We start from the raw sequence: 21,677 nt of genomic DNA, 5'->3' as shown, positions 1-21,677 counted from the left end.
AAACTTTTCAGATCAGGCTTCGTTCAGGGACAGCGGCAATGAGCGGAGCCGCTTTCCTGTCAATGAAAACAGTGCATTTGCGAGTGCCGGCGCCAGTGGTGGAACACCCGGCTCGCCTGCACCACTCGGCGCTCTTTCACTGGGAACAAGATAGGTCTCCACGATGGGCGCCTGGGCCAGGCCCAGCATGGCGTATTGGGGGAAGTTCTTTTGCTTCACCACGCCGTCTTCTATATCTATGCGTCCATACAGCGCCGCGCTCAAGGCAAACACGACGGAACCCTCCATCTGCTGCGCAACGATGCCAGGGTGGACCACCGTGCCGCAATCAATGGCGCAAACCACTCGGTGCACACGCGGCTCCCCATTTTGCAAAGACACCTCCACCACCTGCGCCACGATGGTTCCGAAGGATTCGTGCAGGGCCAGGCCGCGGGCCCGTCCGGCGGGCAGCGGCGTGCCCCAGCCCGCCTTGGCGGCGGCCAGGTCCAGCACGGCCAGGTGCCGGGGCGCTTCTTCTAATAGAGAGCGCCTGAAGGCCAGCGGGTCCTGCTTCGCGTCCAGGGCCAGCTCGTCCATAAAGCTTTCCGAGAAAAAAGCATTGTGGGAATGCCCCACCGAGCGCCAGTAACCCACAGGCACGCCGGAGTGCGTCGCCACGTGCGAGATCTTCTGGCTGGCAAAGCCGTAGGGCAGGTCGAACAAGCCCTCGGCCGCGCTTTTATCGGGCGTTTCCACGGGCGCGGCCAGCGACGGCAGGTTGCGCTCCAGCCAGCGCGGGGTGATCGCATCGCCCGCCGAGCAGATCCGCAGGCCGCCGACCTTGCCGGCCGCGTCCAGCGAGGCGCTGAGCCTGGCCCGCTGCATGGGCCGGTAGAAGTCATGGGTGGTGTCCTCCTCGCGCGACCAGATCAGCTGGACCGGCCGGCCGCCGCACTCCAGGGCCACACGCACGGCCTGGGCCACACAATCGACCTCCAGCCGGCGCCCAAAGCCGCCGCCCAGCAAAGTCACGGTGATATGGACGTCCTCAAGCGCGACGCGCGCCACACGGGCGGCAACTGCCACCGCCATTTGCGGCACCTGGGTGGGCACCCACAGCCAGACCTTGCCGTCCTTGAGCTGCGCGGTGCAGTTCATGGGCTCCAGCGTGGCATGGGCCAGGTAGGGCGCGCTGTACAAGGCCTCGACCTTGCGGCTTGCGGCCGCTTCGGCCTTATCGACTTCGCCCTTTTCATAAAAGGTGGAACCCGCTTCGCGATCCAGCGCGGCTTGCAGCGCCTTGCCGATCTCGCCGCTGTCCAGCCCGCCGGCCGGGCGCTGCTGCCAGTCCACCGGCACCGCCAGGGCTGCCTGCTGCGTCTGCCACCAGGTTTTACCCACCACGGCAAACCCGGCAGTGGAGCCCGCATACGCGGGCAGGCGCACAAGGCGCTCCACCCCGGGCGCGGCCAGCGCAACCTCTGTATGAATGGCGCCGGCCGAGCCGCCCAGCATAGGGCACAGTCGGACCGCCGCATACAGCATGCCCGGCAACCGCACGTCCAGCCCGAAGACCGCCGTGCCATTAACCTTGGCAGGCAGATCCGGGCGTGGGGCCTTGCGCCCTATCAGAATCCAGTCCTTGCGGTTTTTCAGCTGCACTTCGCCTGGCGGTGTTGCGGCGGCGAATTTCGCCAGCTCGCCGTAGTGGGCGGAGGGCCCGGAGGGATGGGAAATCACGCCCTTGCTGACACTGAGCTCATCCACCGGCAGCTTCCAGTCCAGCGACGCCGCCCCCAGCAGCGAAGCGCGGGCGGTCGCAGCGGCCGTGCGCAGCACCTCCCAGGCGTCGGCCACGCTGGACGACGCGCCCGTGGCGTTAATGCCCAACTCGCGGGCCAGCTTGCCCACCATCCATTCGCCGAGCCTGACCTTGGTGGGGCGCACCCGCGGAGCGCCTTGCGCCGCATAGTCGTCCACCTCCAGCGGATGGAAGGGCAGGCTGCCGACCAGCATGGCGACATTGCCGTAAATCGCATCGGAGCCGGCCTGCTCCAGGCTGACCCGCGCCAGCGGCACATCCAGCTCCTCGGCCACCAGCATGGCCAGCGCGGTGTGCACGCCCTGCCCCATTTCACTGCGCGGCATGGCCAGCACCACACTGCCGTCGGCCCGTATCTTGATCCAGCCATTGAACACCACGCCCGTGAGGTCAGGTTCCGCGCCCGCGGGCCAGGGATGGGACGCGCTGCCCAGGCGGGATCGTGCCGGCAGCATGCCCCAACCGACCAGCAGTGCGCCAGCCGCGCCCGCAGCGCTAAACAGCCAGGCCCGCCGCTTCATGCCTTCGTCCTTTTGGCCACGCCGGCAGGCGCCATTCCGGCCGCCCGTTTGATGGCCGCGCGGATGCGCTGGTAGGTGCCGCAGCGGCAGATATTGGTCATGGCCGCGTCGATGTCGGCGTCCGTCGGCTTGGGGGTTTTGTCCAGCAGTGCGGCTGCCGCCATCAGCATGCCGGACTGGCAGTAGCCGCATTGCGGCACCTGCTCGGCGATCCAGGCCAGTTGCAGGGCGTGAGGTTTATCCGGCGTGCCCAGCGCTTCTATGGTCTGGATGCGCTTGCCCAGCACGGCGGACACCGGCACCGAGCAGGAACGCACCGCCTGCCCATCGACCCGCACGGTGCAGGCGCCGCAGGCCGCCACGCCGCAGCCGAACTTGGTGCCGGTCATGTTCAGCACGTCGCGTAGCAGCCACAACAGGGGCATGCCGGGATCGGCCTCGGCCTGGACGAGCCGGCCGTTGATTTGCAGTTCCACGAAATCTCCCTCCGCGATCCGTCGTCCAAGCCGACGACTCCGACGACTATATCGGCGAGCCCGGGCAGGCGATAGGGCGGCAATGCCACACCGACATGGGCGCCAGCCGTAAGAACTTGTATTCACCTGTCGAATCCGCCCCGGCGAGGGCTGTCTTTGCGTGGGGACGGATAATCCGTCTCTTATATGGCACTAATTACCCTCCTGGACGCCCAACTCGCTTTTGGGCACGTCGCACTGCTGGATCACGCAGATTTTTCCCTTGAGAGCAACCAGCGCATAGGCCTGATAGGCCGCAACGGCACCGGCAAGTCGTCCCTGCTCAAAATCCTCGCCGGCCTCGAAAAACCCGATGACGGCACGCTGCAGCTGCAAAACAACCTTCGCATCGCCTACGTGCCGCAGGAGCCCAGCCTGGACCCCCACGCCACCGTGTTCATCGCGGCCAGCGCGGGCCTGGCGCGCACCCGCCATGTGGTGGAGCAATATCTGGCGGCCGACGAGAACACCGACCTGGACGCACTGCAGTCCGAAATCGAGGCGCTGGACGGCTGGACCTGGGAGCAGCGCGTCGAGGAAACCTTGCACCGCCTGCACCTGGACAAGGATGCCATCGTCGGCTCGCTTTCGGGCGGCACCAAAAAACGCGTGGCGCTGGCCCAGGCGCTGGTTGCCAAGCCCGACGTGCTGCTGCTCGACGAGCCCACCAACCACCTGGACCTGGATTCCATCGCCTGGCTGGAGGAACTGCTGGTCAATTTCAACGGCAGCATCATCACCATCACCCACGACCGGGCTTTCCTGGACCAGGTCGCCACCGTCATCGTCGAGCTGGACCGCGGCAAGCTGAACAGCTACCCCGGCAACTTCGCCCAGTACCTGGTGCAAAAAGAAGAGCAGATGGCGCAAGAGGCCGTCATCAACGCCAAGGCCGACAAGCTGCTGGCGCAGGAAGAAGTCTGGATCCGCAAGGGCGTGGAAGCGCGCCGCACGCGCAGCGTAGCCCGCATAGGCCGCCTCGAAGCCCTGCGCGCCAACCGCGCGGCCCGGCGCGACGCCGTCGGCCGCGTCAACCTCGATGTCTCCAGCGGCGAGCGAAGCGGCAAGATCGTCGCCGAGCTCACCAACGTGAGCAAAAGCTTCGGCCACCCCGGCAGCGAAAGAATCATCGTCAACAAATTCACCGGCACCCTGCTGCGCGGCGACAAGATCGGCCTGCTGGGCCCCAACGGCGCCGGCAAGACCACGTTGCTCAAGCTCATCCTGGGCGAGTTGCAGCCCGACGCGACCACACCACCCGGCAAGGTGCGCCAGGGCGCCAACCTGCAGGTGGCCTATTTCGACCAGATGCGCGACAGCCTGGACCTGGACGCCACGCTGGAAGACTTCATCAGTCCCGGCAGCGAATGGGTGGAGATCAACGGCGCCAAAAAACACGTCAAGAGCTACCTGACCGACTTTTTGTTCTCGCCCGCGCGCGCCAATTCGCCGGTGCGTACCCTCTCGGGCGGCGAACGCAACCGCCTGCTGCTGGCGCGCCTGTTCGCCCGGCCGGCCAATGTGCTGGTGCTCGACGAGCCGACCAACGACCTGGACATCGATACCCTGGAGCTGCTGGAAGACCTGCTGCAGAACTACGAAGGCACGGTCTTCCTGGTCAGCCACGACAGGCGCTTCCTGGACAACGTGGTCACCAGCACCATCGCCTATGAAGGTACGCCCGAGAACCCCGGTTTCTGGCGCGAATACGAAGGCGGCGTGACCGACTGGATCACCCAGTCCAAACGCGCCGCGCAGATCACCGGCAACGCCAGGCCCGGCCCCGGCGCTTCCAGCCCCAAGCCCGCCGGAAAAAGCAGCAGCGAGCCCAAAAAGGATGCGGGCGAAGCGCCCCCCGCCAAAAAGAAGCTCAGCTACAAAGAGCAGCGCGAGCTCGACGGCCTGCCGGCGCTGATCCAGCAGCTGGAGTCGCAGCAAAAAGCGATCGAGCAAGAGCTTTACGACGGCACGCTCTACAGCACGAATGCCAAGCGCGCCGCTGAACTCAACGCGCGCAACAGCAAGATTGAGGAAGAGCTGATGGACGCACTGCAACGCTGGGAAGCCTTGTCGTCGTAAGCGCCTGCTTTCTACAAAAGTTGCCTTGCTTCCCGCCCGGCTTGCGCAGTCAAGCCGGGCTCCTACAAAAAGAGTCGGCGCCAGCGCAGGCGGACGCGGCATCAAATACATCTCCTTACGCTAAAGTGGTCTGCACCATGCCGACCGCTTCCATCGCCCTTCCCAACGTCCGCTTTTCCTCCTCGGCTTTGCGCCGTTTGCTCTCCGCACTTGGGTTGGCTTTCACGGTTGCGTGGCTGACCGGCTGCGCTTCCTTGCCCAGCGAGGTCGACAGGCCGGTGACGACCGCCCTCGCCAACCCCGCTGAAACCCGGCTGGGCGCACTGGTGGCGGCCCGCGCCGCCAAGGCCGGCACGCGCAACGATTCGGGCTTTGCGCTGGTGGGCGATGCCGAGCTGGCCTTCAGCAGCCGCATGACCCTGATCAAGGCCGCGCAGAAAACCCTGGACATCCAGTACTACGCCATCTTTGCCGACGACACCACCGAGCGCATGTTCGAGGCCTTGCGCGAGGCCGCCGGCCGCGGCGTGCGCATACGCATCCTGCTGGACGACTTCAACACCTCTGGCAAGAACGCCCAGGTGCTCAAGCTCGCCTTCGAGAAAAATTTCGAGCTGCGGTTGTTCAACCCCTTGCCCGGCGGGCGCGGCTCCATGGTGATGCGCATTTTGAGCAACCTCAAGGACGCCGCGCGCATGCAGCGGCGCATGCACAACAAGATGTTTGTGGCCGACAACGCCGTCGCCATTACCGGCGGGCGCAACCTGGGCGAGACCTACTTCGGCCAGAGCAAGGGCACGAATTTTGTGGACATCGACGTGATCGCCGCCGGCCGCATCGCGCGCGACCTGTCCGCGAGCTTTGACCAGTACTGGAACAACCCGCTGGCCTACCCGGTGCAGTCGCTGATGACCGCCAAGGAGATAGAGGCCCTCAAGCCGCCGCCCGCCGGCGCCCAGTCCGCCAACCTCAACCGGGAAGATCCGGCGACGCTGGCCAGCGCCACGCAAGCCGCCATCGCCGAATCGAATGCCTCCGCCGCATCCGCCGCCGCGCTGCCCGACTCCGCCGACCTGCGCCTGTTGACCTGGACCTGGGCACCCTCCGTCCTGCTGGTCGACAAACCGTCCAAAATCGCCGCCGACGCCGACACCACCGGCGAGTCCCAGGACACCACGGTCGACGGCCTGCTGCAGCTGATGTCGCAGGCCAAGGGCAACCTGCTCATCGTCTCGCCCTACTTCGTGCCCGGCGAGCGCATGATGAAGCAGTTCGCCGAACTGCGCCAGCGCGGCGTACGCGTGCGCGTGCTCACCAACTCGCTGGCCTCCAACGACGCGCCGGCCGCCCACGTCGGCTACGCGCGCTACCGAAGGGCCTTGCTCGACATGGGCATAGAGCTCTATGAAATGCGCGCCGAACAGGAGGGCTCCTTTTCCAGCTTCGGCTCATCGGCGCTGGGCGGTGGTTCTACCGGCGGGTCCACCGGCGGCTCGCGCGCCAGCCTGCATTCCAAGGTGGTGGTGATGGACGACCGGTTGCTGGTGGTCGGCTCCATGAACCTGGACCTGCGCTCCCAGCTGCAGAACAGCGAAGTCGCCATCATCATCCGCAACCGCGCCATCTCGGCCGAAGCCACGCGGCTGATCGAACCCACGCTGGCCGGCGGCGCCTACCGCGTGGAGCTGGATGAAGGCCAGCTGGTCTGGCGCGCGCCGCAGAGCTCGCAACTCAAGGACTCCCGGGTGGAGCCCGATGCGAGCCTGGGCCTGAAGTTGATGCTCAAGCTGATCGGGCCCTTTGCGCCGGAAGAGATGCTTTAGCCGGGGTCTTGCTCCGGCCTTGCGCGCTTTTCCTTCTCATCCTCCTCTTTCCTCTTCTTAGTTCTGCTGGCCGGGTCTCGCCCCGGCGGGCGACTTACTTTCTTTTGCTTCGCCAAAAGAACGTAAGCAAAGAAAAGGCGACCCGCAGTCTGGGTCCCTGCGCTTCGCTACGGGCAACCTGCGGTGCTCGAGCCAAGCGGGGTCAAAAACAACTCGCTTCGCTCAAACACGTTTTTGCCCTGATCCGCTTGTCTCTGCGCTCCTCGGCCCAGCCAGGACGGGGAAGTCCGAAATACCAAAACCAATACCGAAGACAAATACCAAAGAACAAACCAAGACAAACAAGGACACGCCGTGGCGTGTCCTTGTGATTTCAGGTCTTCAGGGTTTTGTCTTCGGCTGTTTGGCTGTTCGGTATCCGGGCCCCTTGTGTATGCGCCGAGGAGCGCAGGTCCAGACGGATCAGGGCAAAAACGTGTTTGAGCGAAGCGAGTTGTTTTTGACCCCGTCTGGACCGAGCACCACAGGCTGCCCGTAGCGAAGCGAAGGGACGCAGACACCAGGGTCGCCTTTTCTTTTGCTTACTTTTCTTTTGGCGAAGCAAAAGAAAAGTGAGTTGCCGCCGGGCAACCCCCGGCCAACAAGTCTCAACAAGGGGCGCGCCCGCCGGCGCAAGACCCGGCCAACCAGCGCTGTAATCCCCTGTAATCGCCATCGCGCGGGTAGCTGCCTAGAGTCAAGGTCCACGCTGCGCGAAACGTCTTTCGCGCCGAGGGAAGACGAAAGGACAAGCGCATGAAAGTAGCCATTGTCGGCGGGGGCCTGGCGGGTATCGCCGCAGCACATACCCTGCTTGGGGACGGCGACGTCAGCGAAGTTCACTTGCTGGAGGCCCGCGGCGGCTACGGCGGCCGCGCCCGGACCGACAGCACTTCCATCCCGGGGTTTGCCTTCGACATGGGAGCGCAATACATCCAGGACCCGACCACCAACCCGCTGACCGAAATCGCGAAAGACCTCCGCTTTGAGACCGTCGCGGAGAACGCTTCCTACGAACTGCGCGTGGACGAGGACGGCACCTGGAAGAACGTCGATACCACCGACCCCGAGGTGCAGGCCGTCGTTGACGGCATACGCGCGTCCTACAGGGTTGCCAAAACCCAGCCCAATGTCGTGGTGGCCGCCAAACCCCGCTTTGACACCCAGGTGGAAATGTTCGGCCATGCCACCTCCCCCTATGGGCCGTTCACGGAATCAGCCGAGACATGGCAATACCTGGCGGCGGACCGCGCGCGGGAAGTTGCGGGCGACGGTGCGGAGAACCTGTTCGTCAAGCGCGGCGTGGGCACCCTGGTCGCGGCCTACGGCCAGCTCCTGCCTACCCTGTACGAGGACCGTTACCACGCGCATTTCGACACCCGCGTCACATCGATTGCCCACGGCGGCAGCGGCATCACCCTGACCCTGGGCACGTCGGGCAGCACGCTGGCGGTTGATGCCTGCATCGTCACCGTGCCGGTATCGGTGCTGGGCAGCGGCGCCATCACCTTCGAGCCGGCCCTGCCCGCCGCCTACACCAATGCGCTCAAGGCCTTGCGGCTGGGCTCCTACAAAAAGCTCGCCCTGAAACTCCGTACCGATCCCGCCGGCATCGTGCCCGGCACCAACTACTACCTGATCGAAGCGGAGCCTGAGGGTGTCTGGCAGTGTTACCGCCTGCCCCATGCCCCCGACGTGCTGATGGCGCATGCGGCCGGAGACTTTGCCTCGGCACTGGACGCCATGGAGGACAAGGACGTGTTCGCGCTCTTCAAGGCCGGCATCCAGTCCGCTTTTGACGGCGTGTACTTCACCAACGGCAAGGCCATCACCAACTGGAGCGACGAGCCCAACGCCCTGGGTGCGTATTCCTATACCGCGTTCATAGGCGGCGGCCCCAGCGACCCGGTCCCCCTCAAGGCCCGCAGCGACCTGGGTGTGCCCCTGGGCAAGCTGCACTTCGCGGGCGAGGCCACCAACCTGCAGTGCTACGGCACCTTGCAGGCCGCCTATTTCGAAGGCGTGCGCGCGGCCGACGCCGTGCTGGCCTGAGCCGCGCGGACGGCATCCTTTTTTTCAACCCCCACAGGAGATCACCATGCGTTACCTGCAAGTTTCCAAACAGACGCTGCGCAATGCCGGCTATAGCGTCCCGGCCCAAGCCAACAGTTTCTTCCCGGCCAACAACCAGACGGACCATATCCACCTTGGCGTGCCCACCAGCTATATGGACGGCAACGAACAGAAGTTCGCCGAGGACGGCAATGTGTTTGTCACCTACATCTCGTTCAAGCGCAACGACGCTTTCTGGTTCCGCCTGGACCACAACGACACGGACGGCTACTTCTCTTTTCCCACAGGCCATTCCGCCGCCGAGCTGCCCGATACCTGGGTGACGGCCCTGCGCGCAACCGGCGTGGTGCGCGGGTTGTGAACGAAGGCCCGGCTCGCGCCGGGTTTACTGGTCGACTTTGACGCGGTAAGTCACGACCAGCTGGCCGCCTGAAGCCAGCGAGCCGGTGAAGGTCCACTTCAGCGCCCCCTGGGCATTGACCGCCGGCTGCGTCGTCACCGTGCAGCTGGTGATGCCCGTGGGCAGCGAGCCCGGGCAGGCGGCCGACACAAAGCCTGTGAAGGCCGCGGTGGAGTCGCTCACGAACAGCGTGGACAGCGGCTGCGTGCCGTTGTTGGTCGCCGTCAGCGTGTACTGCAGCGTGTCGCCCGGATTGGCGTTCACGCTGGTGGCCGCGGCAATGGCCTGGGTCACGTTGCTCACCAGCTTGGACAGCGACAGGTCCCCTGCCTGGCCCACCGTGGTGACGTCGGTGGCCAGCAGGGTAGTGACAGCCAGGGCCGGCGCGGAGTTGGTGTAAGTGAAGGCCGCGCTCAGCGTGACGCTGTTCTGCGCACCCTGGCCGGCGCCCGCGGGCACGAACTGCTTGACGACCAGGCAGATGGTCTGCCCCGCGGTGACGGTGATGGTGGCGGCAGGCTGCGTCTCGCTGGCCTCCACCGCCGCGTTGCAATTGCTGTCCTGGTAGAGCACCTGGTTCCAGGCGGGGCTCGCAGGCGTGGCAGTGTTCGCTATCGAGAAGGCGACCGACCCGCCGGTGGCGGCTTTGTAAGTGTGCGCGTAGAACACCACGGTGCCGGGCTGGGCGGTCTGCGCGCCGTTGGGGCTCAGGGTGTTGGGCGCCACCATGCCGAAGCTGATACCGGTGCGCGCCAGGCCCGAGCCTGCGGTGTAGCTCACGCTGGGGCGGGTGTACGTGCCGCCCGTTGTGCCGGCCGAGCCGCCGGTGGCGGTGTAGCCGGCCGGCAGCACGGGCGTGAGGGTCACGGTGCCGCTGGTGGCCCCGGGGATCCACAGGATGAAGCTGCCGTCGCTGGCCGTGGGCTCACTGTCCAGCGTGGTCGCGCCCTGCATGGCGTTGACGGTGATGCCGGCCAGGCCCGGCTCGGTGCCGGCCTTCACGCCGTTGTTGGCCGTGGTGGCGCCCGCGCCGTTGTCGGCGAACACATTGCCGCTCAGCGTGCTGCCGTTGTACAGGCCGAAGTTCTGCGGGACGGGCGGCGCGCCCACGATGCTGAACTGGATGATGCCGGTCGGGTTTTGCGTGCCGATAAAGCCGGCCGGGTAGGCCGCCGTGATGTCGCTCAGGGTGGAGTTGCCGTCCACGACCAGGCAATAGTTGCCCTGCTGTATGTTGGTAAAGCTGTAGGCGCCGGTGCTGAGATTGACCGAGGCCGCCACCGTGGCCGGGCCGTTGCAGGTGCTGCCCGAGCGCGGCACCAGCTTGACCCACAGGGCGGTCGCCCCACCTATGCCAGCCTCGCCCGCGTCCAGGTTGCCGTTATGGTTGGGATCGCTGTACACGTTGCCGCCGAAGCCCAGGGCCACCGTGCTGACCACGGGCGCGGCGCAACCGGCGCTCGGTGTGTTGGCGGCCGTGCAGGTGGTCGAGGTCGGCGGGCTGGTGCCGCCGGCCGGGTCCACGGCGGTGTAGTTGGTGACCGTGATGTTGCTGGTCGGCCTGGCGGTGATCTGCAGCACCGAGGTGCCGCCGCTGGCGGCGATGGTGCCGACAAAATCACAGGTCACCAGTGTGCCGCCGGCGTTGGCCGCGGTCGAGCAGGTCCAGCCGGTGCCGCTGCTGCTGACATATGCCATGTTGACGGGCAACTGGTCCACCACGCGTGCCACGAAGGCCGGCGTCGTGGTGGTGGTCGCCACCGTGAGGCTGTAGACGCTGTTGATGCCCACCTGCAGCGCCGGGCTGGGCTGGGATTTGGTGACGGTCAGCGTGGGATAGATGGGTGTGATGGTCACGGAGCCGTTGCCGCCGGGATTGCCGCTGGCCGGCGCCGTGCCGGCGACGGTAGCACCGCCCGCGCCGCCCAGCGAGGCGGTCACGCTGAAGGCCGAAACCAGCACCGTGTCACGGCAGGAGCCGCCGCCCGTGGCCTGGGCGGTGTTGTTGGTGGCGGCGTTGTCCACCAGTTCCGCGCCGCCCACACCGGCCGCACACCCGGCGCCGCCGCCGCCGCCGCCGGCACCGTCACCGGTGCGTGTCGCGCCGGTGCCGCCCGCCGCGCCCTGCAAGGTGCCGACCGTCGTGGTCGCAGGGAGCCCGGCTCGGCCCGCTATCTGAAGCGCGCCACCCTGGCCGCCACCGCCGCCGCCGGCGACGATCAGCCGGGCATTGGCGGCCGTGGCCACCACGCTGGCAGCACCGCCGCCGGCGCCGCCGCCGGACCAGCCGCTGCAGCCCGGGTTGCCGCCGGAGCCGCCGGCCCAGCCGGGCGCGCCGCCCGCCAGGCCGCCCGCGCCGGCCGCGTTGGTGCAGGTGAAGGCGCCCTGCGAGGTATTGCCGGGCCGCCCGCCCTGCCCGACCGCGATGTTGAGGACAGTGCCGGGGGCGATGTAGTAAGTACCGGTGGCCCGCGCGCCCGCGCCGCCGGCACCGCCGTCGCCGTTCAAGTCATTGCCGCCGCTGCCGCCGCCCGCGCCGTTGGCCTGGATGATCACGCCGCCCGCGCCCGCAGGCACGGTGTAGGTCTGCAAGGCGCCGGTGTAATTGAAGGTGGTCTGCGCCATCGCCCAGGGCGCGGCCAGCAGCAAGGCGCCGGCCCATGTGGCCCGCGCCAGGCTGCGCGCAGTGCTTGAAGCGAAGCGGTGAGAAAAAATCATTGTTGGGGGGTCGCAGTGCGGGCGGGAGACGCCGTGGCCGCGCCGGAAGGCTCGCCGAACACGTTCTCGTCAAACTTGAAGCGTACACGCAGATAGAGGCCGCGCTGGGTATAGGCCTCGCCGGCCATGTCGGCGGCCTTGAAGCCCTTGAAGTTGTAGCCCACGGACACCCACATGTTTTTCCAGGCGAGGTAGCCGACTTCCACGCCCGCCGCGGTTTCGGCGGCGCCGTTGCCCCACATGCGATAGGCCTGCAGGCTGAGGTCCCAGCGCTCGGTCAGGTCCCAGGTGGAGCGTCCGCCAATCAGCTGCGTGAAGGAGCGGCTGCTGATGCCGCTGGAACGGTCGCTGCCCCACTTGGCGGCGTAGCGCCCGCTCATGGTCCAGTGGCGGTTGGGCTGCACATTGAGGTGGGTGGAGAGGATCAGGCCGGACTCGTCGCGGCTGAGGCCCGGGCCCAGGGTGCTGTCGGAATCTTTTTTGTACTCGATACGGCCCAGCGCATTCCACTTGTCGCTGTCCACGGGACGGTAGGCCACGCCGGACTGCGCGGTGATGAGCTCGCGCTTGCCGCCGCCGGCGCCCAGGTTGGACTGCTCACTGTAGAGGCCGCGGTTGAGCAGCGTCCAGCTGTCGTCCAGCTTGTTGGCCAGCGCGCCGGTGAGCAGCCAGCTGCTCGAGTTGGTCGAGGTCTGCCACTGCAGCTGGCCCGAAGCCTTCCAGGTGGCGGCGGCGGTGTAGTCGGCGCCCAGCGTCACGGCGCTGGAGTCGTCGACGACCACACCCGAAATCGGCTTGATGCGCTGCACGCTGGCCGTCAGGCCGACGCCGTTGTCCAGGCGCCAGAGCCGGCGCAGGCCCAAGGCGGCTTCGCTGGTGCGGCCGTTGATGCTGTCGCCCATGCGGTATTCGTTGAACAGCTGCGTGCTGTCGGTCAGCTCGGTGTTGATGCCGGCGACGGTGGTGTACTGCGAGGTCGAGGCGTTGAGCGTGTAGATGCTCTTGAGGCTGTTGATGAAGTCGTGGCGTGCATACAGACGCGTCGTGGAGTTGATGGCGTAGTTGCCGCCGACACCGACTTCGCGGCCGCCGCTGCCGTCGATGGCGTACTCGGCCAGGCCGTAGACGTCGGCCTGCGGCACGTCGGGCACGGGCACCGTCACCTTGACGCGCGCGGTGGTGGTGCCGACTTCTTCGGAGGGGCCGGCCGCCAGCGCCGCGGGCGAGGGAACGATCGGCACGGTGGAGCCCGGCAGGGCCGGGCCGGACAGCGCCGCGGCGGCATTGGCGGCGCTGTAACGCACCCCGACTTCCACCTTGATGTTGCCGTCCATGCTGTGCTCCAGCTTGAGCTCGGCGCCGGTCTGCGACGCACCGGTCACGCTGTTGGCGGTGCGCAGCGCTTCGCCGACCACGCGGTTTTTGCCGTCGACCGCGTAGCCGATCTTGGCGCCGTATTCGGACTGGCCCGCCGACTGCACGCTGTTGGGGTTGTAGAAACCGGCGCTGGTCTTGGCGCCCCAGACGCGCGCCTGCAACGCCTGGTCCTCGTGGCGGATCTCGGCGCGCTGGCCCGAACCGCTGCCCTGCAGGTCGGTGCTGCTGCGCGCGATTTCACCGGTGGCCACCGTCTTCTCGCCGAGCCTGGCCGTCACATTGAGGCCGTCCAGGTTCTGGCGGTTGGCCGGGTCGGTGTCGCGCAGCGTAGAGGCACCCAGCGTCACGGCGGGCGTGACATCCAGGCGGGCTTCTGCGCCGGCGACCGTGTGCTTGGCGCCGCCGGAGTCAACCGAATAGCTCACCCGCACGAAGATGGGGTTGAGGTCGGTGTCCACGCTGGGCACCGGCGCCTTGAGCAGCAGGCGCCCGCTCATGGGCTCGATTTCGTAGTCGGTGAACTGCGTGAGCGGCGTGTCGTTGACGATGACCGAGGCCTGGCTGCGGCTGCGTGTGAGGATGTTGACCTGCTGGCTGTTGACCACGCCGTTGATGTTCAGCAGGAAGGGGCCGGAGGTGCCGTTGGCGCGGAATTCCTGCACCAGCTGCGTGGTCGCGGTGCGGCTGGCAAAGCCTTCCACGGTGACCGCGCCGTCCTGGTAGCGGCCCTTCACGCCGTTCAGCGCGCGCGAGTACTGCGTGAGCTGGCGCGCCTGGTTGTCGGTCTGCGTCGAGTAGTCGCCCAGCAGCGCGTAGTTGCTGCCGTTTTGCAGCATCACATACAGCTTGCCGGTGGACTGTGCGTCAAAGCCGCGTGCCGAGGAGTCGCCGTACACCGGGTAGAACTGGCCGGGCTGGATGTCGCGGAACAGCGCCGTGTCCGACGGCTTGTCGGAATCGTAGGCCAGCGTCAGCAGCGAGGAGCCCAGGACCTTGCCCTTGAGGAACAGCGCGGTGCGCGCGGCGGCCTCGCCCTTGCCGCCGGAGAAGCTGCGCGAGGCGCTCTGGATCTGACGCTCGAACACATCGCCGCTTTGCGCGGGCTGCAGCGCCGAGGGGTTCAGGCTGCGCAGGTTGATCGTGCCCTCCACGATGCCGGCGGCAATCATGGGCCGCAGGTTGGGCATGAACTCGATGGCCGACACGGACTTGACGGTGCCGCTGGTGATGGTGAGTTCGGCCTTGCCGGGCTGGGCCGGCGGCAGCAGCAGGAAGCGGCCCTCACCGCCTTCGACAAACACCTGGGTGCCGGGCTGGCGCGCGTCCAGGTCGGGCGTCTGCCACAGGCCCTGGCTGGCCTGCAGCGTGACCTGGGTGCGCACGGCGACGGGCAGGCCTTGCGCGTCGCGCAGGGAAATGGTGACGGGCACGGCGGTGGCGCCGTCGGCGATCAACTGCGCGGGTGCGGCGATTTCGATCTTGGCCAGCACGCCGGGCACACGCAGCGTGATCTGCGCCGTGCCGCGGGCGTTGCCGAAGCCGTCGAGGGCGCGCACGGCCAGCGTGTTACGGCCGGGCTTCAGGTCCACGCCAATGTATTCCCAGGCCAGGACCTTGTTCTTCTCAAGGCTGCTCTTCTTGCCGACTTGCGTCGCGGGTACGGGCTGGCCGTTGACGGTGAGTTCGAAACGCGCGCCCAGCGGGCCTTTCACGCGGACCCGGGTCTGTGCGGCCGGCAGGAGTTGTTCATCCACCAGGCCGACAAAAGCGGTTTCGGCGTTCAGCTCCGGCAGCAGGTCTTCCAGTGGCTGCAGCGCTTGTTCGGCTGCAGCGGCCTCGGCGGGCGCGGCAGGCTTGGCCGGCTCCACGCTGGCGGGCGTGTAGATGGGCTTGGGCAAGCGGGCGTTGGGTGCTGTGGGGCCGCCCGTGTCGCCCACGGCGCCCAAGGTGCCTGGCAGGGGGGCTGGTGCTGCGGCATTGCTGCCGCCATTGTTTTGCTGTGCGCCCGGCAAGCCCATGGCGCCGCTGGCCGGCAACGTGCGGCTGTCGGCCGCGACGGCCCCGCGGTTGGCTTGCAGCAGCGTGCCGGCGGCCTGCGTGATTTCCGACGCGTTGCCCAGCGCCTTGCGGCGGGCTGCAATCTGCTCCCGCACGCCCGGTGTGCATTCGGCGATGGCGAAATCGGCCTTGTGCAGCTCGCCGTTGATGAGGTCCACGAAGCGGCTGCCGGCGTCAAAAGCGTTGCGGTTGTTCAGCACGGCGAGCGTGGCGCCGGCGGGCAGCGTGATGTTGTCGACCTTGGCCACATGGGTGCGCGGCTCCAGGCCGTAGAAGCTGTACTTGCCTTCTTCGTCGGTCACGGCATAGGTGCCGTCTTCGAGGTAGATGCGCACGCCCGGAATGCCCGGCTCGCCGGCGTCCTGCACGCCGTCGCGGCTGCAGTCGGCGAACACCTTGCCGAACACATAAGCCTTGTTGGAGAACACGCCGCCCACCACCTGCACGCGCACGCTGGAGCTGTTGGAGCGCACCGCGCCGCTGGCGGCCTGGGCCGTGTTGATGCCATTGCCGCTCTGGCTGCCCGCGCCCACGCGCACGCGGTAGGTCAGCACGGGCTGCGCGCCGGCCGCGATCGTGCCCACGGCGAATTGCAGGCTGGGGCCGGCGCCGCCGGCGGGATCGGCCAGCGCCGCGCCGTTAAGCCGCGCGGTGCCGCGCACATAGGCAAAGCCGGCCGGCAAGCTGTCGCTGACCACGGCGGCCGGCAGCGGCGCCGCCGAGACGTTGTTGAGCTTGATGGAATAGTCGACGAAATCGCCGATCTCCGCCGTTTTCTTGTTGGCGGTTTTCTGGATGAACAGGCCGCCCGTGGTGGCGCCGGGGTCCAGGGGCACGTCGAAATGCACCGGCGCCAGCGCCACCAGAAAATTGCCGCCATAAGAACCCGGCGTGTCGATCACCCGGCCGGCCGGCTGCAACGCCGCAGGCACCCGCGAAGGAAAAGAAAAGCCAGCCGGCGGGGTAATCACCAGTCGATAGTGACTGTTGGGCACCAGCGGGAATTCATAAAAACCATCGGCCGCCGTCACCACGACGCTGGGCGCCGGCGTGACGCCGTCCATCAGGAACACCACGGCCGGGCCGCCGGGGTTGCCGCCGTTGCCCGCACCGAGGACGTCAATCAGCTGCACCGTGACGCCGGCGACGGGCTGGTTGGTGGCCGAGTTGTAAACGGTGCCCGAAGGGTCGACCAGCAGCGTGGTGGAGACCGACACCGTTATGCCGCCGCAGGTCGTGATGGTGGCGGTCACGGTATCGTTGCGCAGCACCTCGAGGATGCCGTCGCCCGAGGCCACAATGTGCGAGGCCGCGTTCGCGGTGGGAACGCTGGGCAGGATGCGGAACACGCCGGTGTTGGGCCCGGTTTCCACGGCGGTGTAGGTTTCCGAATCACCGGTGAGCTGGCTCACGATGGTGATGGGCACCGTGCCTATCGTGTTGGGGTCGGCATTGCAGATGGACGCGTCAGCCTGCACAAACAGTGCGTTGCCGGGAACGCTCTGGCTGGCGTGCGCCGTATAAGTGTTGCTGGTATAGAACTGGATGCTTGCCGTGTGCGCAGGCAGCGGTAGCACCACGGTGTTGCTGGCGGTGGTCAGCGGCGCGGCGGCGTCGGTCCAGTCGGCATAGGCAGCGCCGCTCACGGTGCCGGCGGCGTTGGAGTTCACCATGACGCTGAACTGCCCGAGGAACAGACCGCCCTGCGGCAAGGCGGCGACGGCCCAGGCCACGGCATCCACCACGGCGCCGGCCGGCACCGCGGTGACGTAGCTGCCGGCCGCGGCGCCCGCCAGGTGGTACAGGGTCTGCGCGCCGGGATTGGTGGCGGGCTGGGCCGAGGTGAAAACCGTGTTCACCGGCACCGGTGCGCGCAGGATGAACAGCGCGGCGGGCGCGCCGTTGACGGTCACGTTGGCGGGGCTGGCCGCCATGTTGCCGTTGTTGATGGCCCTGGCGGTGAAGGTGAGCGCCACGCTCTGGGTCGCGGTGGCCGTCGAAGCGGCGTAGCTGACCTGCACGGCCGCGCCGTTGGTCAGGTTGAGGGTGTCCGTGTTGGTGGCCGTGGCGCCCTGCAGCTGGCTGACCGCGCTCAGGCTGAGCTGCGCGGTCTGGCCGGGCACCGCGCCGGGCGGAATCTGGCCGGTGATCAGGAGGCCCGCGGTGGCACCCACGGCCACCGGCACCACGCCGCCGGCGGGAACCACGGGCTCGCCGGCATCGACCAGGCCGTTGCCGTTGACGTCCAGCACCACCTGCAGGTTCAGCGGTGTGAAGCTGCCGCCGGACACGCTGGCCGTGACCAGGTAGTTGGTGACGACGTTGCCGGTGTTGGCCAGGTTGTGGCTGATGGTGAAGGAGGAGCCGACGCCGATCAAGAGGTTCTGGCTGGCGTTCAGCGTCAGCGCTTCCAGCGCCGCCACCGTGGTGTTCACGGTGTTGGAATTGATGCGCACCGGCAAGCCCGTCGTGGCGTCGATGAAAGTCGCGCTGGCCGTGTTGCTGATCACCGTCCCGGCCGGGGTCGGCGCTGCCTGTGCGGCTGCCCAGAAGAGCAGCAACATGCAGGAAATCAGCAGTGTGCGCAGCGGGCGAAAAAGCATGTGTGCTGGGTGGAGGGTGGGTTGCGGCAGGGCGTCGCTTTCCGAAGGGCACGCGGTCGTGCCCTTTGAAAAGCGGGGAAGCTTTCGCTTCCCGCGCTGAAAGTCAGTCCCGGGTTAGGGGTTGATGCGCACACCGAAAGTCACGACAGCCGACTGACTGGGAGTCAGGGTGCCGATCGTCGCGGTGACGGTGCCGGCGGCTCCCGCGGAGGGGCCGGTGACGGTGCCCACCGTGGTCGCAGCGGCGCTGCTCAGGGCGGTGTAGCTCGGCGTCGCATCGGACACGACGACGGAGGTGGCGTTCGCGGATCCCACATTGGTCACCGTGATCTGGTACAGCACGCACTGGTTGGGACGTGCGCTCAGCGTTGCTGCCGCGTAGACCGTGCCGCCGTTGGGGCCGGCGCAGGCGGTGTCCAGCGATTGCGCCTTGGTCAGCGTCAGGTTTCCGGCGATGACGGTGGTGCTGTCAACGGCGGTGGCCACGGCAGGAACCGTCGTCACATAGCTGCCATTGCTGGTGGTGACCGTGATGGTCGTGGCGTCCACAGCGCCGGGCGTTGCACCGCTCGGTGCGATCACCTTGTTGAACACGGTGATCGATGCGCCGGGAGCCAGGCCTGCAGGCAGGACGCCGGCAGCACTCAGGGCACCGCTGATCTGCGGGTCGGTCGCGTCGAGCACGCCGTTGGCGTTGGCATCGTAGTAGAGCGCGGAAGTCCAGCCGGCCTGGTTGTTGCTGCCGGCCAGGGTTACCGTGCTGACCGTGCCGTTGCCTTCCAGCACGTTGCCGGTGTTGGTCAGGGTGTGGCTGTAGACGTAGGAGCCGCCTGGGTAGGTCTGGCCGGCGCCGTTGGGCGTCAGGGTGATGGAGCGCACGGCGTTCACGATCACTGCGTCATGCAAGGTATCCGATGCATTCGACGTAGGCGACAGCGTGCGGAAATACAGCTGCGTGGTGCCCGCCGCGAAACCGGCCGGCACACCGACCACCGCGCAGACGACGACGTTGCCGCCGGCGGCCACGGAGCCGGTGTTGGTGATGGTCGCGCCGGTGGTCGAGCAGTTGCCCGCGCCGCCGTCGGCACGGAAGCTGACCGTCCAGCCGGCCGGCAGCGTCACGCTGGCGAAGGTGTTGACCGTGCTGGCGCCCAGGTTGTAGCTGTCAGGCGAAGTGCCGGTGTTGTTGGCCACGATGGTGAAGGTGGTCGAAGCGCCGGGGTTCAGCGAGTTGGTGACCTGTGCTGCGCCTTCGCCGTTGGCGAACACGCCCACGCCGGGGACACCTACCGCGGTCGGCAGGTTGTTGGTGACGTCAACCGCTGCGGGAGACACGGCGGTCAGCTGGTCGTTCGCGCTGGCCGTCTTGGTCGGGTCGAACACGGAAGTGGCCGTCTTGGCGATGATGAACGGCGCGCCGACATTCGTCGCGTTGGGCGGCAAGGTGGCCTTGAGGATCACGTTGTACGTGGCGCCTGCGGCCAGCGGACCGGTGTCAACCGTGCCGTCGCTGTTGGTGTCGACCAGCGGCGTGACGCCGTCGCTCTTGAACAGCTGGAAGGTCGTGCCGGCCGGGAAGTTGCCGGCGCTCAGCGTCATGTTGAAGGTGTCGGAGCCGTTGCCGGTGTTGGTCACCGTGTTGGTGAAGCTCACCGTCGAGCCGGGGGCAGCCGGGCCGGCGACCGTGGCGCCGGTCAGCGAAACGCTGGCGGTCTGCAGCACCGTGAAAGGCACGGTGTTGGAGCTGCCGGTCACCGTGGCGGCGCCGTTGTTGTAGGAGGTCGTTGCGGTGTTGTTCAGCACGCCAGGGGCAGTGCCGCCAGCAACGGTCACGCCGAAGCTGATGGTGCCCGACTGACCGGCCGTCACCTGGTTCAGCGTGACCAGCAGGGTCTTGCTGGCCAGGGTGTAGCCCGAAGTCAGGGTGTTGGGTGCGGAGCCGCTGGTGCCGCCGCTGTCGCTCAGGGCGGTGGCGCCGGTGACGCTCCAGCGTGCGGAGCCCGCGGTGTAGGTCAGGCCTGCCGGCAGAACGTCGGTGATCGCCACGGCGGTGGCCGTGCTGTTACCGGTGTTCGTATAGGTCAGGGTATAGGTGATGGCCGTGCCGGCCGCGCCGCTGGACACGCTGGCCGACTTGGTCAGCGTCACCACTGCATTCGTCGTGGCCGTGGTCGTGTCGGTGTTGGACTGGGTCTTGGTGTTGTCGAACACGCTGATGGCGGCCACCGCGATGGTGTTGGTTTGCGCTGCCGTGGCCGTGCCAGGAAGCGTTGCAACCACGATGTACTTGAACTGGCCGCCCGCGGCGAGTGCGCCGGTCGAGGTGATGGCGGGGCCGGTGGGCGTACCGCTGCCGTTGTCGGCGAATATCTGCACGCTCGCCATCGAGAAGGTGCCCCCCGAGTTGGCGGCGGTCAGGTTGAAGGTGTCCGTGCCGTTACCCGTGTTGGTCAGGGTATGCGGGTAATACACCACGCTGCCAGGCGTCGCGTTCTGCGCGCCGTTGGCGGTCAGCGTCAGGCTGGCGATCTGCTGCACCGTGGTCTGCACCACGTTGGAGGTCACCGTTCGCGTGATGCCCGATGCATCCGAGTACGTAGCCGAGGCCTGGTTGCTGATCGACGTGCCGGCGGGAGGCGGCGCGGCGTGCGCCGCCGTGCCGGCCATCACCAGCGCGAAGGCAACGAACAAACCCACAATCCAGTGGGTGAAGAAGTGCGGCAGCCCTAAGGGCCGCGGACTCGAGGGGTTGGCATACATGGCGTATTTCTCCTGGCTACAAGACAACGGTGAATCGACAGACAACTAACAGAAACTGGGACCTGCGCGGCGGATGGATCCGGCCGCCATCAGGGCTTGGCGGCCGAAACGATGGCCGGCGAATCGATGCTCACGCGCAGGCTGACCACCGTGGTGGCGCCCGCAGGCAGGCTGCCGATTTCCCAGCGCAGCGCGCGGTAGTCGGCCAGGGGCACAGGCTCTTTGCGCATGCTTCCGTCGGCCTGCTTGACCGTGCGGGTCAGGGGCATGGGAGCAAAAGTGCTGCCGTCCGTGGAAGCCTGGGCTTGCGCCGGCAGTTCGCTGGCGGCGATGAAGGTGGTGCCAGGGGGCACAGGCACGGTGGCCTGCAGCTTGCCTGCGGCGGCAGTGCCGGTGTTGCGATAGGTGGCGCTGTATTGCAGGACGTCACCCGGCTTGCCGTCGCCGGCAGGCTTGAGCACGGGCTTGCCGGCCACCATCTCGACGCGTTGCGCCAGCAGTTGGGATGTCACCGGCGCGGCTTGCGCCAGAACCACCTGCCCCATGGCGAGGCTGGCGGCAAAAATACAAAATTTCAGAACTGCATTCATGGTTTACATCCTTTTCGTTACAAGTCGGCGGGCAACAACGCCATTGGCGGCGGGGTATGGCCTGTAAGCGTTTTCAGACCCTGGACGTAACTTTATGTTACGGATTGCTCTTTTGGGGCTCGACTACTTCACGAATCACCAAAAAACAAACTGGAAACCCCGATTTCCGTGAGAAACCGCGCAAATCCGAAGCGAACTGGGCGGGCTTCTGTGACTTATTGTATTTTTTCCGCCGCCGTATTTACAGATAGTCACAAGTATGCGAGGGGTGTTTTCGTGAAAAAATCACAAAAACCACAATTCCCAGGCGAAATCGG

At 66.9% G+C, this 21,677-nt stretch carries 10 protein-coding genes; 4 read left to right on the top strand and 6 right to left on the bottom strand.

Going from position 1 to position 21,677, the window contains the following annotated elements; genetic code table 11:
• Window positions 1-12: 12 nt before the first annotated feature.
• Both AC1DXS_RS04685 and AC1DXS_RS04680 read right to left on the bottom strand, forming a co-directional pair.
• Window positions 13-2,325: a xanthine dehydrogenase family protein molybdopterin-binding subunit gene (locus AC1DXS_RS04685; RefSeq protein ID WP_477736409.1), complete on the bottom strand. Its 2,313-nt coding sequence runs from the start codon at window positions 2,323-2,325 to the stop codon at window positions 13-15.
• Window positions 2,322-2,801 (bottom strand): (2Fe-2S)-binding protein, encoded by a 480-nt coding sequence (locus AC1DXS_RS04680; RefSeq protein WP_477736408.1) that lies wholly within the window; start codon window positions 2,799-2,801, stop codon window positions 2,322-2,324. Before AC1DXS_RS04680 ends, AC1DXS_RS04685 begins: the two co-directional genes overlap by 4 nt.
• 186 nt (window positions 2,802-2,987) lie before the next feature.
• On the opposite strand from AC1DXS_RS04680, the gene AC1DXS_RS04675 reads away from it, so the two are divergent.
• The 4 genes from AC1DXS_RS04675 (at window position 2,988) to AC1DXS_RS04660 (ending at window position 9,215) form a co-directional block, all read left to right on the top strand.
• Complete coding sequence (locus AC1DXS_RS04675; RefSeq protein WP_477736407.1) at window positions 2,988-4,919, top strand: ABC-F family ATP-binding cassette domain-containing protein; 1,932 nt, start codon at window positions 2,988-2,990, stop codon at window positions 4,917-4,919.
• 137 nt (window positions 4,920-5,056) lie between these two features.
• Entirely contained in the window at window positions 5,057-6,742 is a 1,686-nt protein-coding gene (locus AC1DXS_RS04670) for a phospholipase D family protein (protein ID WP_477736406.1), read from the top strand.
• A 795-nt stretch (window positions 6,743-7,537) separates the two neighbouring features.
• Entirely contained in the window at window positions 7,538-8,833 is a 1,296-nt protein-coding gene (locus AC1DXS_RS04665) for a flavin monoamine oxidase family protein (RefSeq protein ID WP_477736405.1), read from the top strand.
• A 46-nt stretch (window positions 8,834-8,879) separates the two neighbouring features.
• The gene (locus tag AC1DXS_RS04660; RefSeq protein WP_477736404.1) at window positions 8,880-9,215 is read left to right on the top strand and encodes a hypothetical protein; all 336 of its coding nucleotides are present in this window, start codon (window positions 8,880-8,882) and stop codon (window positions 9,213-9,215) included.
• A 24-nt stretch (window positions 9,216-9,239) separates the two neighbouring features.
• Here AC1DXS_RS04660 and AC1DXS_RS04655 read toward each other — a convergent pair whose 3' ends face one another.
• The 4 genes from AC1DXS_RS04655 to AC1DXS_RS04640 all read right to left on the bottom strand — a co-directional run bounded on the left by AC1DXS_RS04655 (window position 9,240) and on the right by AC1DXS_RS04640 (window position 21,360).
• A complete protein-coding gene (locus AC1DXS_RS04655) occupies window positions 9,240-11,972 on the bottom strand; it encodes an SdrD B-like domain-containing protein (protein ID WP_477736403.1) in 2,733 nt (910 codons plus the stop codon).
• Complete coding sequence (locus tag AC1DXS_RS04650; protein ID WP_477736402.1) at window positions 11,969-18,010, bottom strand: SdrD B-like domain-containing protein; 6,042 nt, start codon at window positions 18,008-18,010, stop codon at window positions 11,969-11,971. The genes AC1DXS_RS04655 and AC1DXS_RS04650 overlap by 4 nt, the downstream gene beginning before the upstream one ends.
• A 114-nt stretch (window positions 18,011-18,124) precedes the next feature.
• Window positions 18,125-20,770 (bottom strand): beta strand repeat-containing protein, encoded by a 2,646-nt coding sequence (locus tag AC1DXS_RS04645; RefSeq protein WP_477736401.1) that lies wholly within the window; start codon window positions 20,768-20,770, stop codon window positions 18,125-18,127.
• Between the two features lie 89 nt (window positions 20,771-20,859).
• The gene (locus tag AC1DXS_RS04640) at window positions 20,860-21,360 is read right to left on the bottom strand and encodes a hypothetical protein (protein WP_477736400.1); all 501 of its coding nucleotides are present in this window, start codon (window positions 21,358-21,360) and stop codon (window positions 20,860-20,862) included.
• Window positions 21,361-21,677 lie beyond the last annotated feature (317 nt).

Source organism: Polaromonas sp. P3_B1 (assembly GCF_056402935.1).
This window is presented reverse-complemented; position numbering and strand designations above follow the sequence as displayed.